At 38.2% G+C, this 16,994-nt stretch carries 13 protein-coding genes; 9 read left to right on the top strand and 4 right to left on the bottom strand.

From position 1 onward, the window contains the following. Positions 1–31: 31 nt before the first annotated feature. Positions 32–520, bottom strand: coding sequence for a D-glycero-beta-D-manno-heptose 1-phosphate adenylyltransferase (rfaE2, locus tag IQ236_RS22700; protein ID WP_193871394.1), 489 nt, complete (start codon positions 518–520; stop codon positions 32–34). Between the two features lie 414 nt (positions 521–934). Between rfaE2 and hpsJ-B the strand changes: the two genes are divergently transcribed. Both hpsJ-B and IQ236_RS22690 read left to right on the top strand, forming a co-directional pair. After that, entirely contained in the window at positions 935–1,768 is an 834-nt protein-coding gene (gene hpsJ-B, locus IQ236_RS22695) for a hormogonium polysaccharide biosynthesis protein HpsJ (protein ID WP_193871393.1), read from the top strand. A gap of 161 nt (positions 1,769–1,929) precedes the next feature. Next, positions 1,930–2,838, top strand: a complete 909-nt coding sequence (locus tag IQ236_RS22690) for a glycosyltransferase family 2 protein (RefSeq protein WP_193871392.1) — start codon at positions 1,930–1,932, stop codon at positions 2,836–2,838. A gap of 29 nt (positions 2,839–2,867) precedes the next feature. Here IQ236_RS22690 and IQ236_RS22685 read toward each other — a convergent pair whose 3' ends face one another. Then, positions 2,868–4,637 carry an ABC transporter permease subunit gene (locus tag IQ236_RS22685; RefSeq protein WP_193871391.1) on the bottom strand — a complete coding sequence of 590 codons (1,770 nt, stop codon included), beginning with the start codon at positions 4,635–4,637 and terminating at the stop codon, positions 2,868–2,870. A gap of 40 nt (positions 4,638–4,677) precedes the next feature. Further along, positions 4,678–5,628 carry an ABC transporter ATP-binding protein gene (locus tag IQ236_RS22680; RefSeq protein ID WP_193871390.1) on the bottom strand — a complete coding sequence of 317 codons (951 nt, stop codon included), beginning with the start codon at positions 5,626–5,628 and terminating at the stop codon, positions 4,678–4,680. Between the two features lie 179 nt (positions 5,629–5,807). On the opposite strand from IQ236_RS22680, the gene IQ236_RS22675 reads away from it, so the two are divergent. The 7 genes from IQ236_RS22675 to IQ236_RS22645 all read left to right on the top strand — a co-directional run bounded on the left by IQ236_RS22675 (position 5,808) and on the right by IQ236_RS22645 (position 15,710). After that, positions 5,808–6,068 carry a hypothetical protein gene (locus IQ236_RS22675; RefSeq protein WP_193871389.1) on the top strand — a complete coding sequence of 87 codons (261 nt, stop codon included), beginning with the start codon at positions 5,808–5,810 and terminating at the stop codon, positions 6,066–6,068. Between the two features lie 268 nt (positions 6,069–6,336). Further along, positions 6,337–6,825: a DUF1269 domain-containing protein gene (locus IQ236_RS22670; RefSeq protein ID WP_193871388.1), complete on the top strand. Its 489-nt coding sequence runs from the start codon at positions 6,337–6,339 to the stop codon at positions 6,823–6,825. 185 nt (positions 6,826–7,010) lie between these two features. After that, complete coding sequence (locus IQ236_RS22665) at positions 7,011–8,699, top strand: NAD(P)H-quinone oxidoreductase subunit 4 (RefSeq protein WP_193871387.1); 1,689 nt, start codon at positions 7,011–7,013, stop codon at positions 8,697–8,699. Positions 8,700–8,908: 209 nt separating this feature from the next. Then, the gene (locus IQ236_RS22660) at positions 8,909–10,117 is read left to right on the top strand and encodes a sugar ABC transporter substrate-binding protein (protein WP_193871386.1); all 1,209 of its coding nucleotides are present in this window, start codon (positions 8,909–8,911) and stop codon (positions 10,115–10,117) included. An 11-nt stretch (positions 10,118–10,128) separates the two neighbouring features. After that, positions 10,129–11,484, top strand: a complete 1,356-nt coding sequence (locus IQ236_RS22655; protein WP_193871385.1) for a mechanosensitive ion channel family protein — start codon at positions 10,129–10,131, stop codon at positions 11,482–11,484. A gap of 288 nt (positions 11,485–11,772) precedes the next feature. Further along, complete coding sequence (locus IQ236_RS22650; protein WP_193871384.1) at positions 11,773–12,366, top strand: UbiX family flavin prenyltransferase; 594 nt, start codon at positions 11,773–11,775, stop codon at positions 12,364–12,366. A 41-nt stretch (positions 12,367–12,407) separates the two neighbouring features. Next, positions 12,408–15,710: a SpoIIE family protein phosphatase gene (locus IQ236_RS22645; RefSeq protein ID WP_193871383.1), complete on the top strand. Its 3,303-nt coding sequence runs from the start codon at positions 12,408–12,410 to the stop codon at positions 15,708–15,710. Here IQ236_RS22645 and IQ236_RS22640 read toward each other — a convergent pair. Then, complete coding sequence (locus IQ236_RS22640; protein WP_193871382.1) at positions 15,689–16,720, bottom strand: aromatic ring-hydroxylating dioxygenase subunit alpha; 1,032 nt, start codon at positions 16,718–16,720, stop codon at positions 15,689–15,691. The two genes, IQ236_RS22645 and IQ236_RS22640, sit on opposite strands and share 22 nt — an antisense overlap. Positions 16,721–16,994: the final 274 nt, after the last annotated feature.

Here is a 16,994-nt window from a genome sequence, read left to right as displayed (position 1 = left end):
CTTTCACTATTGTACAAGGAGCCGGGAATAGTTAACCGTTGAGAATTCGTTGAATCAGGGCAGTGGTGGAGGAGGGAACTTCAATATTAATGAAAGCCACTTCACCGCCATAGCATTGTACAATAGGGGCTTCGGGGAGGGTTTCTAAGGTGTAGTCTCCTCCTTTAACGTAAATATCGGGTTTCAGGGTCGCGATTAAATCATCGGCTGTGGTTTGGGAAAAAATCACCACACCATCAACAGGTTTCAAACTAGCAAGCACTTCCGCCCGTTGTGCTTCAGGAACAATCGGACGGGGAGGCTGTCCGGGTTTTTGGGGTTTAATGGTTTGGACGGACAAATCGCTATTTAATCCGACAACGAGCGATCGCCCTAAAGCTTTAGCGGCTTGTAAATAGCGAACATGACCTGCATGAATTAAATCAAAACAGCCATTCGTAAAAACAAGCGGACGCCACTGCTCAGGATGAAGGGTGATGTCTTGTTGTAATTGGGTTAAGGTGTAGAGATAAGGAGTCATTCAAGTCTAAGTAGGGAGGATGAGAATTTATTGAAATCAGTTCGCCAGAGGAATATCATTCACGTTTTTTTTGTTTTGTCAAGAGGTTTTTAGCTGTCCCAATCCCCTCTATCCAACAAATTACTGAATCTCAGTTCGCTGTTATTGCTCCGAACCGATTAAGATTGTAACGTTTGTTGATCTTAACCTTGCAAAGGAATTAGAAAATGAAATACTGAATGGGTAAGGACAGATAAAGCCGAATCCTTAATTTTTGAAACCTGTTGCAACCGACCCATAAGTTTGATAGAGAAAGATAGGAACTTTCCGGCCTGAACATCTCCTAACTAACTCTAAAAAGTTTGGGTTAGGCGGGACATCAGGAAACTCAGATCTCGATCTGGGTCAACCATTACTTAGCTTACGAATAATCCAATGAAAGCCACTTCTAGCCGTCAATTTTCCTCTACAACCTCTGTAATCCTAAAACTGGTTGGGGTAATTTTACTTCTCTCTTCCCTTGTGGATTATCTGGTACTTTTGATTCCGCCAAATTTTCTCAATCGAGGGTGGCAAATTAGTGTCACCAGCGACTTAGTAGATCGAGGTATTGTGCCTATGGTGGGAATGGCCTTGATCTTTGTTGCCTTTTGGATGGATAGTGCAGTAGAAGGAACTGTCAAACCCAGTAAACCTTTTACCAGTTTAAGATTTTGGGTGGCATTACTAGCAAGTTTATTGGGGCTGTTATATCTGTTACTGTTTCCGTTGCATCTCAATAATACTCGTTTGGCTAGAGCCGAAGCTCTTACACAAATTAATCAACAAGCTACTCAAGCTCAAACTCAACTGGAACAGCAAATTAGTAGCGAACAATTTCAACAACAAATTCAACAGCGAAAAACTCAGCTTAAAGATCAATTTGCTGGCTTGACACAAAATCCTGATGCTCTCAATCAAGCTCTTTCTAATCCCAATCTACCGAAGCCCGTTAAAGACATTTTAGAACAGTCTAAATCGAATCCGAAAGCTATTGAAGAGTTTCTCAATCAACAAGCAGATAATTTACCGACACAGTTGTTAACTCAAATTCGCGATCGCAAACAAGAACTTGAACAACAAGCCAAAACCCAGTCGTTAAAATCAAGTTTACGAACCGGAATTAGTAGCTTATTATTAGCCATTGGCTATATTACAATTGGTTGGACAGGATTAAAAGGTCTGGGTATTCTCCGGGGTGGAAATCGTCGTAAAACCCCAGCAGCTTAACAGTTATCAGTAAACAGTTATCAGTTATCAGTGAAAACCAGAAAATCTTGATTTTCTGGATTCCAAGCTACGGTCAACTCGATCATAACTGATAACTGGTAACTGGTAACTGGTAACTGATAACTGATAACTGATAACTGATAACTGATAACTGATTTTTCATGTTTTCTATTTATATTCTCACTGCCAACGAAGAAATTGATATCGCGGATTGTATTGAATCGGCGGCCTTATCGGATGACATTATTGTGGTCGATTCTTTCAGTCAAGATCGTACCGTTGAAATTGCTCAACAGTATCCCGTTCGCGTGGTACAACATCGTTTTGAAAGTCACGGAAAACAACGGACTTGGATGTTACAAGAAATTCCCACTAAATATGAGTGGGTTTACATTTTAGAAGCCGATGAACGGATGACGACTGAGTTGTTTCAAGACTGTTTACAAGCCATCCAAAGCGATGATTTTATTGGGTATTATGTCGCCGAACGGGTGATATTTTTAGGCAGTTGGATTCGACGCAGTACCCAATATCCTCGGTATCAAATGCGTCTTTTTCGTAAGGATAAAGTTTGGTTTACCGATTATGGTCACACCGAACGAGAAGTTTGTAACGGCCCTACGGGATTTATTCAAGAAACCTATCCCCATTATACCTGTAGTAAAGGGTTATCCCGTTGGATTGAAAAACACAATCGTTATTCAACGGATGAAGCCGTAGAAACACTACGTCAGTTACAGGCGGGAACAGTAAATTGGAAGGATTTATTCTTAGGTTCATCGGAAGTTGAACGGCGACGTGCGTTAAAAGATTTATCCTTACGTTTACCCTTTAGACCTCTAATTCGGTTTCTGTATATGTATTTTATTTTAGGGGGAATTTTAGACGGTCGTTCAGGATTTACTTGGTGTGTTTTGCAAGCGTTTTATGAATATTTGATTCTGCTGAAAGTTTGGGAGGTGCAAAACTTACCTCAACTTTATGCGACTCAACTTCAAACGACAACTTTACCCCATTTAGAAAAAGTAGAATCCCAGACTGTTATCTCCAATCTGGGAACCGAACCTTAATCTTTATTTTTCCATCTGGTTTTTATCGTTCAGGGTGCTTTTATTCCAGACGCTAAGGCTTTTAATTCTGATTCTCCGGCTTTTTTTAACAATCGAGTGAGTTGTACATTACACAGAATAATTATTAATCCTTGACCCATTAAACTCATCAGAATCGAGGATGTTGTGGCTGAAGAAATAGAGATGAAGGAGAGGGCAGACCACACATAAGCTGCGTCACTTCCCCCGTGAGCGGAAAATAGCAGAACAATGATGAATGGCGGAATAACCAGAAGTGCTGATACGATTCCTGCTGCCCATAAGGTTCGTTTTGGTGTTTTCATCATCAACATTAATTGAGCAATACTGGCACAGAGCAGCATGAAACTCAAATGTAAACCAACTGCTAACAACATTTGGGTTTTTTCAGAGGGTTTAACGATGAGGGAAATCGTTACAATCCAAATAGTAGAAGCGATTAATAAATTAATCAAAATGGCAACAATTGCCGGACTTTTCTCGCCCCAAATTAAATCATTTCCCAGGTCTATCCACAAAGATTTTTTTCGTTCTCGACGATATCGAACCCAATCTTGTAGGGTTTGTCGTTGGGGAGAAAGAGCAAAAATTAAACCTAAAATCAGGAAAATATTAGCGATGAAAATTGAAGAAGAGTCATTATAAACGGATTCAAGATCAGCACTTGTAAACCCTAAAGCTAATAAGGTGAAGCTAATCGTTAATAAATAACTTTGCTTTTTACTTAAAGCCGGAAGATTGGGATGATTGTAGTTCCGTTTTAAGGCTTGCCAAATCCAATAAGTTAAAACCGCATAATTGAGTAACGCTAATCCCCATAGAGAAATGCCATTTTCTCCAATTGGTAATCCAAACCATTCTAATTGCTGGATATTGGCGTGAGAGAAGGGATAATTTAAGTAACTTTCTCCTGTGCGATTAATTAAATAGCGAAGCAAACAGGTCGGAGAAAACAGATTTAGCCAATCCCAACCATCATGGGTTATAACTTTATTATTGGCAATCCAGATAAACATCAAAATGAAGCTACTACCGACCCAAGATTGTAATCCATGTAACCAAGAACTGGTGGTAAGGCCAACTAACAATGCAAGACTATAGAAAAATGCACAACTCGCTACGGTCAAACCATAAAAACTCAAGGTTTCTAATGGTGAGATATTAGCTGAAATTCCTGCCCATAATTGATAGGGAATTGTGAGCAAAATTCCGAGATAAACTAAACTCGGTACTCCTAATAATTTGCCGATTAAAATAGTTTGGGCAGATTGAGGACTTAATCGAATAAAATTCAGGGTTCCTCGCCGTTCTTCCGTGGCTAAATCATTAATCAGCATATAGGTTCCTAGAACAATTAAGCTAAAAACCGCTAACACACTGATCCAAATAAAAATATTCGTCCAGTAGTCCGTAAACCAATGATTAAAATCAATTAAATTATGAGGACAATCAGAATTTTTGAGTTTTTCAAGGGTTTTCAGTTGTTGTTCTAAAACTGAACGTTTTGCAGCATCGGTTATGTTAACCAGTTTATCTTGTATTTGCCAATATTGTTTCTCGTAGGCTTGAAACCCTTGATTTTGAGAGGGACAGTAGGGGCTAGAAAGTTTAATTTTATTGATCCCTGGAAATTGATCAAAGGTACTAAAGAATAAAATCACTTGGCTGAGGATAGAAATTCCGATGACCATCAGAATATTGCGAAGTCGAAACCGACCTTTTATTTCTCGAACCAGTTGGGGGTTCCACTCGCTAAATTGATTTAAAATGGGAAAGTTCATGGCCGTTATTCCTGAATAAAGTTGAACGGGGGGAGTTATTCTAAGAGGCTTGTTTATGTCCGAGTTTTAAGAAAATCGATTCTAAATTTTCTTGAACTCGATGAAATTCACTTAAGGGGATTTGGGCTTTAATTAGCGATCGCAATAAAATCGCAGCGTCTTTTTCCGTACCCGAAAAGTGAACTTTAACTTGTAGATTTCCGGGTAAAATTTCCCAACTTTGAACCGCCGGATGATTTTTGAGTTCAACGATGAGTGTATCCAGTTTACCCAATGTGGAGATAAAAATATACGGGATACTTAACCGTTTATATAATTCTTCAATGGATGCACTTTCGACTAAATACCCCAATTCCATAATCCCAATACAGGTACAAAAATCTTCTAAATCGCTTAAAACATGGGAGGAAATCACAATGGTCATTCCGGCTTCATGTAAAGCTTTAATAATCTCCCGAAACTGCATTCGAGCAATGGGATCTAAACCGGAAACAGGTTCATCCAGAAAAAGTAATAAAGGTTGATGAATAATCGTGCGACCTAAGCTCAAACGTTGTTTCATTCCCCGTGATAAAGTGGAAATTAAACTATTGCGTTTATGGGTTAACTGCACGATTTCCAAGACTTCATATAATCGTTGAGTCCGTCGAGGTTCGCGTAAATAATACAACCGAGCAAAATAATCTAAATAATCCCAAACACTGAGATCATCATATAGGGGAAAATCATCAGGTAAATACCCCAAACGTTGTTTAATTTTAGGGTTTGTATGATCCCGTGATAACGCCTCTCCGTTAATATAAATTTCCCCCATTGTGGGTTCTTCTACGGTGGCTAACATCCGCAATAACGTTGTTTTTCCGGCCCCATTAGGCCCAATGAGTCCGTAGACTTCACCCATTGCGATTTGTAAATCTAAATCATTGACCGCAAAGTGGCGTTCAAATCGTTTGGTGAGTCCACGAGTTTGAATGGCAAGGTCTTTTGTCATTTTGGTAGGAAAGAAAGGGGTGTGGAGTTGTAACTTAGACTTCCCCTACAACAAGCTCTAGCCGATTTACGGACACAAATCTTAATCCTTGAAATTTTGGTTCAAGATCGTTTAGACTAATCCTTATCTTTTACCGAAGTCATCAATTGATTTTTACTCAATTTTGGAGCTATCTATCTATGTTAATTAAGCCTTATCCTTATTTTTCTCATTCTATTTACTATCACTGCTTCATTCAAGTTCCTTCTGCTTCTCCAACAATTCCACCGAATGCCATGTTGATTGATAAAAAAGGTCAAGATTTAGTAGAGATTGGGGCTGTTTTATTGGCAATTTTTCTAATTTTAGTGATAAAACTCATTAGTCAAAAAGTAGAATACGCCCTAATTTTTGCAGCAATTTTAACGGTGATTTTAGTTCCTCTTTTGTGGTTTTTGTAACCTCAATAATTATAAATTAACGATCAATCTTTGATCATTATCCTCATAATATAAGATCATAAGGATAATTATCACCTAAATTCTAATAGCAAACTCCAGTAAATGCTAGGAAATAGAAATACTGTTCCTATCGCTACAGCACTCGATTTGTTAAGAAAATTTAACATACGCTCCGTAATTGTTGAATAGATCGACGCAAATTCAGGTATTATTTTATCATGAAAAATTAGCGAATTATTCTTGAACATCAAGATAGGAATTTCAAATTATGGCCACACTAACTGTTTGGAAATTTCATACCGCCGAAGGCGCGGAAACTGCACTCGCCAAGTTAGTTCAACTTCAAAAAGAATATTTAGTTGAAATTCAAGATGCTGCGGTTGTTACTTGGCCAACGGGTCGCAAAAAACCCAAAACCATTCAAGCCTTTGATTTAGTGGGAGCCGGAATGTTAGGCGGTGCGTTTTGGGGAATGTTATTTGGCTTAATATTTTTTATGCCTTTTATTGGGGTGGCAATTGGAACCTTAGTCGGAGCACTTTCCGGTCAATTTAGCGATTATGGCATTAATGACGACTTTATTAAAAGTGTACGCGAACAAGTCACAGAAGGAACCTCAGCTTTGTTTTTACTAACGGGTAAAGTCACGATAGATAAAGTAGAAGATGCTTTCAAAGATATGGATAAAGGTGAATTGATTCAATCTAATTTATCCTCAGAACAAGAAGAAAAATTGCGGGAGCATTTTGGGGAATAAGCTCATCCACCCTCTGTAATTGGATCTTGTGTTTCCTGATTGTCATTATTATTGGCTAAAGTCTATGGATTACGAAATTCCATAGATTTTAGTCAATTGTTATCTTCGGTAAAATTTTATATACAAATCGTTACAAAGTTTAGTACAATGAAATCATTCACAGATAAGTATTTGTTCTTACTGTCATGATGGCGGATCAATTTCCCTGGCTTACCACGATTGTCCTGCTCCCACTCGTAGCTTCCCTGCTCATTCCTGTCTTGCCTGATCAAAACGGCAAACAGTTGCGCTGGTATGCCCTCGGTGTAGGCATCGCGGACTTATTATTAATGTGCTATGTCTTCTGGAAGTATTACGATGCGAGCAGTGCAAATTTCCAACTCGTGGAAAAATTTGCCTGGGCGCCTCAATTGGGTTTGAACTGGGCCGTTTCAGTAGACGGTCTTTCCCTTCCCCTCGTACTTCTAGCAGGATTAGTTACAACTCTATCTATTTTTGCAGCATGGCAGGTTGATCAAAAACCTCGTCTGTTCTACTTCCTGATGTTGGTGCTGTATTCGGCCCAAATTGGGGTATTCGTTGCCCAAGACTTACTACTCCTATTTATTGTCTGGGAACTGGAATTAATTCCGGTGTATTTGTTGGTTTCTATCTGGGGCGGGCCAAAACGTCGCTACGCCGCTACTAAATTTTTATTGTATACGGCCGCTGCTTCCTTATTCATCTTAGTAGCTGCCTTAGCAATGGCTTTCTATGGCGGTGGCCCCTTAACCTTCGATATGGTGGAACTGGGTCTGAAGGATTATCCCCTCACCCTAGAACTGTTAATGTATGCCGGGTTACTAATTGCCTTTGGCTTGAAATTGGCTGTTTTCCCCCTACACACTTGGCTCCCCGATGCTCACGGTGAAGCCTCTGCTCCGGTTTCGATGATTCTGGCTGGAGTGCTGTTAAAAATGGGCGGATATGGTTTGATTCGGGTGAATATGGAAATGCTGCCCGATGCCCATATCTACTTTGCTCCCATTCTAGCGATTTTAGGCGTTGTCAATATTGTGTATGGTGGCTTAAACTCCTTTGGCCAATCCAATATGAAGCGTCGCCTCGCCTATTCCTCCGTGTCTCACATGGGATTTGTGTTACTGGGAATTGCTTCCTTTACCGATATTGGCGTGAGTGGCGCATTATTACAAATGATCTCTCACGGTTTAATCTCGGCGGTGCTATTCTTCCTAGCGGGTGTTACCTACGACCGGACTCATACCTTGGCTTTGGATGAAATGGGCTATATCGGTAAAGCGATGCCGAAAGTGTTTGCTCTATTTACAGCCGGAGCTATGGCTTCTTTAGCCTTACCTGGGATGAGTGGCTTTGCCAGTGAAGTGTTAGTGTTTATCGGTATTACCACTAGCGATATCTATAGCTCGACCTTCCGGGTTGTGATTGTGACGCTCGCAGGTGTGGGATTAATTCTCACCCCGATTTACTTACTGTCAATGCTGCGTCAACTGTTCTACGCAACGGGTGAAGCACCTGTTTGTATGCTGAATAATACAAGCTTACAAAATCCGGGTGAACAAGAAGCGGTTTGTTTTGGAACCAGTTGTGTACTTCCTACAGAAGCCACCTTCAGTGATGCCAAACCCCGTGAGATCTTCATTGCTGCTAGTTTCCTGGTACTGATTGTGGGAATTGGGTTATATCCTAAACTGGTTACGAAGGTTTATGATGTCAAAACCGTTGCCCTCAATAATCAGGTACGGGATTCTTATATTCAAGTGGCAAAAGCAAATCCTGATTTATATGCCAAAGGATTCTTAGCTCCTCGCATTGCTAAACCCGAAGTGGCTTCGGTTTCAGGAATGTTTAAATAACATTTGCATTTTAATCTAATCAAAATAGCGATCGCTTTTATTGAAAAAGGCGATCGTTTGTTTTTGGTATAGCATGGAATCGGGAATAAATTAACAGATCAGGCATTTCAGGATATAATCAATCGCTGAAGGATTGGCCATTATTTTTTATGTTCAACCCATAATTCGTTTGAGGTTGAGCCATGTAACCTAGAGAACAGGTAAATCCAGTGCGTTATCGTTTTTTACAATTAATTGTCTTAATTTTTATTTTCCTGACCAGTTGTAGTCTTAAGGGTTCGGAGAAAAGCTCTGAGTCTCAGGAAGAACCTATTCAAGGACAGATTTTAGTTTGGCATTCCTTTGAAGGCAAAATTAAGGAAATGATCCAACAGTCGTTTAATGATTATATACAACTGTATCCTAACGTCAGGATTGTCAGTGAATATATTCCGGCTGATCAATTAGAGCAGCAGTTTCGTCAACAAGTCAAACGAGGTTTAGGGCCTGATTTTCTATTGACGACCTCTGGGGTAATTCCGAGTTTAATTCACGAAAATTTGATTCCGGTGATTGACGACTTTGACTTTTCCGGCTATCTTCCTACAGCCATGCGTCATGTTCGCTATCAAGGGAAAATCTATGGTATACCGACTTCTGTAATGACTCAAGCGCTTTGCTATAACAAAAAGAAAGTTAAGTCTCCCCCTAAAACCTTAACAGAACTTCTACAACAAGCAAAAGACGGTTATTCAGTAGGAATCTGGTCTACCTTTATCTACACCTTTTGGGGGGTTCAGGTTTTTGGGGAAAAATCTTTTAATACCCAAGGTGATTTTGTTTTTGATCAAAAGAGTTGGGCAAAATGGATGGAGTGGCTAAAAAACGCCCAAGCTGAACCCAATATGATTTTTACTGATAGTATTGATGTCTTACAACAAGCATTTACGAATAACCGATTAGCCTATGTATTTTGTGATTCTTCCCAGTTCGCAGACTATAGCCAAGCTTTAGGGAAAGATAACTTGGGTGTCGCCCTATTACCAGGGGAAGGGAACAATCCCGCAGGGCCTTTTCTGTATTCCCGTGTGATTGTGTTTAATCGAGTGTCAAGTCCTGAACAACAAAAGTTATCCCAACAATTAGCTCAATTTTTTACAAATCAGGAACAGATTCGCAAGCGGTTAATGATACTACGAGGTTCTTTTATTCCGGCTTATCAAGTTCATGTTAATAGTCGTTTGTTTCCCCTAGAAGCAATATTAGTCCAGCAATCTAAAACTGCCATCGCAATTCCCCTAGACCAAATTAAATCGGCTCGTGTTTGGGTGAAAGATGGCGATAGTTTATATCCTCAAGTGTTAGCTGGAAGTATCACTCCTGAAGATGCTGCTCAAAGAATTTCTAACACCTTTCATCAACAATTGATTAAACCCTAAAAAAATCTGATATGTCTAATCAACCCGATTTAACATTTATTGTTGATCAAATTACAAAACTCTTAATTTTTTTAGAGCGTTCTCCGGTACAGATTCAATTGGTGGTGATTTTGATCTCAATTTTATTGAGTCATGGCTTATCCTATTGGGTACGCAAAAAAATCCACCAGCAATTTAAACAATTTAAAATTAGTCTGGATAAATCTTTCAAAGAAAGAACAACATTAGCTCCTTATTGGTGTGGATTAGCCTTAATTCCCGATCTGGTCGGCAGGGGATTTAACTTAATTGTATTAACTTTAGTTCAGAATTTATTAAACCGTCAAGGATGGATGGTAGGAATCCTGAGTACCGCCATCGAGCTTTTATGGGTTTATCTATTCTATCGGATATTTTTAATCGGATTATGTCTATTTGTTCCCCTTCATCAAGTTAAAGAATACAAATTCTATTTTTTTAGACCGATATTTATTTTATTTGTATTCAGAGAAATTTCAAGTTTATTTTTAGATGTTAATCAATTGATGCAAGTTGAGGTGATCAATTTATTTAACAGCCCCATCACCCTAGAAGCAATTTTTATCAGTACAGTGGGGTTATATTTATGGATAGTGGCTGTGAGTATTTTACAATATGTGATTCTGCAAATTATTGTTGATAAAACAGAACTAGATTCGGGTGCATTTCAAGCTTCTTTGATTTTAATTCGCTATTTTTTGATTGGTTTAGGGATTGTGATTATAATTGGATATATTGGGTTTAATCCCACTGCTTTTGCTGCCATTACCGGAGGATTATCCGTAGGGCTTGGTTTTGGATTAAAAGAGGTTTTTAGTGATTTTATTAGTGGTATATTTTTATTATTTGAAGGTTCTTTAAGACCGGGAGATATTATTGAAATTGGCGGAGAATTAAGTGAAGTCAAAAAAGTGAGTATTCGAGCCACAACAGTACAAGTGATGAAGGATAATTCTGAAAAGATTATTCCGAATCAAATCTTTTTTACCCAAGAACTTAAAACCATGACAGGGAGTGACCGTCGGGTGCGTCGCTGTTTAATAGTTGGAACAAGTTATGATTGTAATCCTCAACAAGTGATCGAGATTTTATTAAAAATTATTTATGAACATCCTGAAGCTTTAAATGATCCTGCTCCGTTAGTCAATTTGATCAATTTTGGAGAATCTAGTTTAGATTTTGAGATTGATGTTTGGTTAGCAACTCCTATCGGAAGTAAACGAATTATGAGTGAAATTTCTTGTGAAATTTGGAAAACCTTTGCTGATAAAAATATTGAAATTCCCTATCCTCAACGGGATTTACATATTCGCAGTGATATTAGAAACCAAGATGATTTAAAAACATAATCAATCCTAATTCATTCCCCCCATAATCGTAGGGTGCGTCAGCAAAGCGCACGCACCAAACTCAAATCTAAAAACAAACGTGCACGAACACAACTAATATGAAATCTTTAAATATTTGCTACACATAATTAGGGAAGGGATGCTCACAAATTTTTCCATTGCCTATTGCCCATTCCCTTTCGTATTATTTATTATAAAATGTGGGGCGGTGCGTGCGCGGAGCTTACGCACCCTACTATTTAAGCTAAAATAAAAAAGTTAAAATTAGTTAGCCTCCAATTTGTCAACATGACCAGTTCTAAACGTCTCATCGTTGGTATTAGTGGGGCGAGTGGTATTATTTATGCCGTGCGTTTGTTGGAACTCCTACAGAAAACCGATGTAGAAACCCATCTTGTGGTTTCCCGCGCGGGGGAACTCACCAGAGCCCATGAGTTAGGACTCGATGGGAAACACCTTCACAATCTGGCCAGCGTCAGCTATTCTATTAATGATGTGGGAGCGGCGATATCGAGTGGTTCCTTTCGGACGATGGGAATGGTGATCCTTCCCTGTTCGATGAAAACCTTAGCTGAAATTGCAACGGGGGTAACGAGTAACCTCCTCACCCGTGCGGCGGATGTGGTGCTCAAAGAACGCCGTCGGTTAGTGTTAATGGTACGGGAAACTCCCCTCCATGCCATTCATCTCAAAAATATGTTAACCGTGACTGAATGTGGGGGAATTATTATGCCTCCGGTTCCTGCATTTTATACGATGCCGGAGTCAATTGATGAAATGGTGACGAATACGGTTTGTCGGGTGCTTGATTTGTTTGATATTGAAGTCGGTCAGTTAAAACGTTGGGGAGAAGAAATTGATCTCGGTGGGTCTAAGATGTAGATAGGAAAGGGTTCAATTCATTTAATAACTTCCTATAATCTATGTCAATTCGCTTACCTCAAGTTCCGTTAATCTGGTTCAAAATTGTTCGGAAATCTCGGCATCCAATTCCGATCCGAACGGTTTTGATTGTACCATTTTTACTCCAAATTTTTGGGGCGGTTGGCGTTGTGGGATGGCTATCATTTCAAGCGGGTCAGAAATCTGTTCATGAAGTTGTTAGTCAGTTACAAAATGAAATTAGTGCGAGGGTTGAACAAAATTTAGAAGCGTATTTAATGGTTCCTGAAAAGATTAATCAAACGAACTTAAATTTAATTCGTTCAGGAACTTTAACCTTGGAAAATTTAAACCCTTGGGAAAAATATCTCTGGGGACAAGTTCAAATTTATCCTGAGATTAATTTTATTAAAGTTACCAATGCTGCGGGTCAGGAACGCACCGGGGAACAGTTGGGTGATGGTTCATTAAGAATTAATGTTGTTGATACATTTACCAATTTTGACTTCTATTCTTATCAAACCAATAATAAAGGCGATCGCACAAAAGTTGCAACCCTTGTTAAAGATTTTGATACCCGCAAGGGGGTTTGGTATCAAGACGCAGTGAAAGCGGGAGGCACCACTTGGAGTTCCGTTTATTTATCCTTATTAGAACCGACATTATTAATGAGTGCTTTACTCCCGGTTTATGATCCTCAAACCCAACAAATTCAGGGAGTTCTGAATACAGCTTTACGGTTAGATGGAATTGGAGATTTTTTAAACCGATTAAAGGTAGGGAAATCAGGACAAACTTTTTTAATCGATAGTAAGGGCACGTTGTTAGCCACATCAACCTTAGAAAAACCTTTTCAAGAAATTAATAATGAAAGGCAGTTATTTCCGGCTGTTAATAGTAAAAATTTATTAACTCAAGCCACAGCAAAGTATTTAATTGAAACTCAAGGAAATTTAAACGATATTAAACAAGGACAAGATCTTAAATTTACATGGAAACAAGATCGCTATTTTGTTAAAGTGTTACCCTTTAATAAAGGAAAAACCGTTAATTGGTTAATTCTGGTTGTTGTTCCTGAATCGGATTTTATGGAACAAATTAATGCTAATACTCGCACAACCATTCTTTTATGTAGTTTGGCATTATTAGGAGCAACAGTGATCGGATTATTAACCGCCCAATGGATTGTTAAACCAATATTACAGTTAAATTTCGCAGCGAAACAAATTGCTCAAGGGAATTGGGAACAAACGGTTAATTTAAAACGAAAAGACGAACTCGGTCAATTAGGAAAATCCTTTAGTCGGATGGCGCAACAGCTAAAAGAATCCTTTACTATTTTAGAAGCTAAAAATAAAGAATTGCAAGATTTAGATCAATTAAAAGATGAATTTCTGGCGAATACTTCCCATGAATTGCGAACCCCTTTAAATGGAATTATTGGCATTGCTGAATCTTTAATCGAGGGAGTAACGGGGGATTTACCAGCAGAAACCAATAGCAACTTAGCGATGATTGTTGCCAGTGGTCGGCGTTTATCAAGTTTAGTGGGTGATATTTTAGATTTCTCTAAACTCCGCCACAAAAATATTGAATTGCAGTTGCGACCTGTGGATGTTTATAGTATTGTTAATGCGGTTTCTATTCTGAGTCAACCCTTAATTACTCAAAAAGATCTGCATATTATTAATCGCATTCCCGCCGACTTTCCTTTGGCAGATGCTGATGAAAATCGGTTGCAACAAATCCTGTATAATTTAATCGGAAATGCCATCAAGTTTACTTCTGAAGGAATTGTAGAAATTTCAGCTAGAATTTTAGCAGAAACAGAAAAACATCAAATGGCGATTACCATTTCTGATAGCGGAATTGGCATTGCTGCGGATAAATTAGAGCGAATTTTTGAATCCTTTGAACAGGGAGAAGGGTCTACAGCGAGAGAATATGGCGGGACAGGATTAGGATTAACGATTACAAAACAATTAGTAGAATTACATGGCGGTGAAATTAAGGTTCAGTCTGAATTAGGAATCGGTTCTCAATTTACATTTACCCTCCCTATTGCTGAAAATACGATTAAAAACCCATCGGAAAATCGGGTTAAAAATTTGAGCAAACCGTTACAAATTAATCCTTTAATTGCGATTAATCCTCACTTTTCTCAACCGTTAATAGATTATTCTCCAGAAACGATTAAAATTTTAATTGTGGATGATGAAGTGGTTAACCGTCAAGTTTTATTTAATAATCTTTCCTTAAATAATTATGCTGTTTATCAAGCAACCAATGGAGAAGAAGCCTTAGAATTAATTGAGCATGGACTGAAACCGGATATGATTTTATTGGATGTGATGATGCCTAAAGTTACCGGATATGAAGTGACTCAAAAACTACGAGAACGCTTCAATGCGACGGAATTACCGATTATTTTATTAACCGCTAAAACCCAAGTTCAAGATATTGTTACGGGGTTAAATATGGGTGCGAATGATTATATGATGAAACCCTTTGCGAAGGATGAATTGTTAGCGAGAATTCGTACCCATATTAATATTAGTCGTCTCCATGCTGAAAATTTACGGTTAGCGACAGAATTAGAAGTCACTCGACGTTTACAACAAATGATTTTACCTAAACCAGAAGAATTAGCCACCATTCGTGAATTAGAAATTTTGGGATTTATGGAACCCGCAGAGGAAGTGGGGGGAGATTATTATGATGTTTTAGAAACCGATGGTGTGGTAACTTTAGGAATTGGAGATGTCACCGGACATGGGTTAGAAAGTGGGATTTTAATGTTAATGACGCAAACCGGAATTCGCACTCTTAAGGAAATTAGAGAAACTGACCCCATTCAATTTTTAAGTATTTTGAACCGAACTCTTTATAAAAACGTTGAACGGATGAATGTTGACCGAAATTTAACGTTAGTTCTGTTAAATTATTATCAAGGATTATTAACGGTCAGTGGACAGCATGAAGAAATTTTAATTGTTCGTTCTAATGGTACAATTGAACGAATTGATACGATAGATTTAGGAATGCCAATTGCATTAGATGAAGAGATTACAGAATTTATTGATTCCACAACCGTTGAGTTAAAAGCAGGAGATGGAGTGGTTTTATATACGGATGGAATTACGGAAACATTTAATTTAAGTAAAGAACAATATGGGTTAAATCGGCTTTGTAATGTAATTTCTCAAAATTGGCAAAACCCCATTGAAGACATTAAACAAGCGGTTATCAATGATGTTGTGATGTTTCGGGGTGAACAAAAACAGTTTGATGATATTACTTTATTAATTTTAAAACAAAAAGCTCATGTCAAGGATTCAGCTTGATGTTGAATTAACCGTTGAACACTTTTAATTGTGCGATTAAATTCATATCCTTGACGTTGGGGATATTGTAAATACGCTTGTTGTTCTTCTTCTATCATTAAAATATCTTGTTTAACTAACCCATCTAATAGTTTTTGTGCGGAACCAAAACATAAATCTTTAACAAATTTCCTAAATTTTATCGGGAGTTTATGGAGTCGCCAAAAGGCGTTTAAAGAGGTAAAATGAATTAAATAAGCACGGGTTTCGGTTAAACTAATGGGACAGAATAAACAATAAATTTTAAAATATTCTCCCAAGGTAGAAAACCAATGGGGATAAATATAACTAACCGTTAGAGGTTCAGGATGAAGGTGTCTTAAACTGGGAAAAAATAGCTGGGAAATTGACCAAATTTTATCAATTTTATAATAACTCTGGGCTTGATAGTAAGCATCAACTCGGTTTTCAGTTTCTTCGATTTTGTCTAATTTAGCATCTGTCCAAGCTTGCCAATCTTGGTGTAAATGTCCGTGATACATATCCATTAAATTTTCAATTAAAAAGGAAAAATGACCTTGATAATGGATAACGGAAACCGTTGCAATATAATTCAAATCATCCCATTCAGGAACGCCTAACGGTTGAATTTCTGTGGCATTTTCTCCCAGGAATAACCAGATAAACCCATCCAATTCTTTAACGGGGTATTGTCGAATTTTGCAATTTTTAGGTAATTTTTGGTTATCGTCTAAATAGGGAACGTTTACACAGTCTCCTTGAGGATTAAATTGCCAACCGTGATACGCACATTCTAAATTATTCTCAATTATTTTACCATGACTTAGTTTAACTTGTCGATGGGGACAGCGATTTTCTAACCCATGAATTTTTCCTGAATTATCCCGAAATAACACAATATTTTGATTCCATAATTTTACCTCCAATGGTTTATTTTTAACTTCTTTACTGCTGGCAACAACATACCAGTAATTTTGATTGATTCCTAACTGCCTAATATCATGATTCATCTGCTTAACTATAGTTATAAAAAATTTCCTAATAATTAATTGTATCAGTTTTTATATAGCAAGTCTAAATGAATTGTACAGTCATAATGATGAAGATTATTGACCCTAAAAAATAGACACAAGTTCGGTGTGTAGGGGCGAGGCGCGCCCATTGGTGTCAACTTAAGGAGCGATCGCCCCAAACCTGCTGTGTAAGAGCATCGAGAACTCGATGTCGTTTTCGGGTGGATTTGACCAAGCCAAATAACTTCTGATGTGAGGTTAAATAACTAAT

The sequence above is a fragment of the Planktothrix mougeotii LEGE 06226 genome (assembly GCF_015207485.1).
Classification (GTDB): domain Bacteria; phylum Cyanobacteriota; class Cyanobacteriia; order Cyanobacteriales; family Microcoleaceae; genus Planktothrix.
This window is presented reverse-complemented; position numbering and strand designations above follow the sequence as displayed.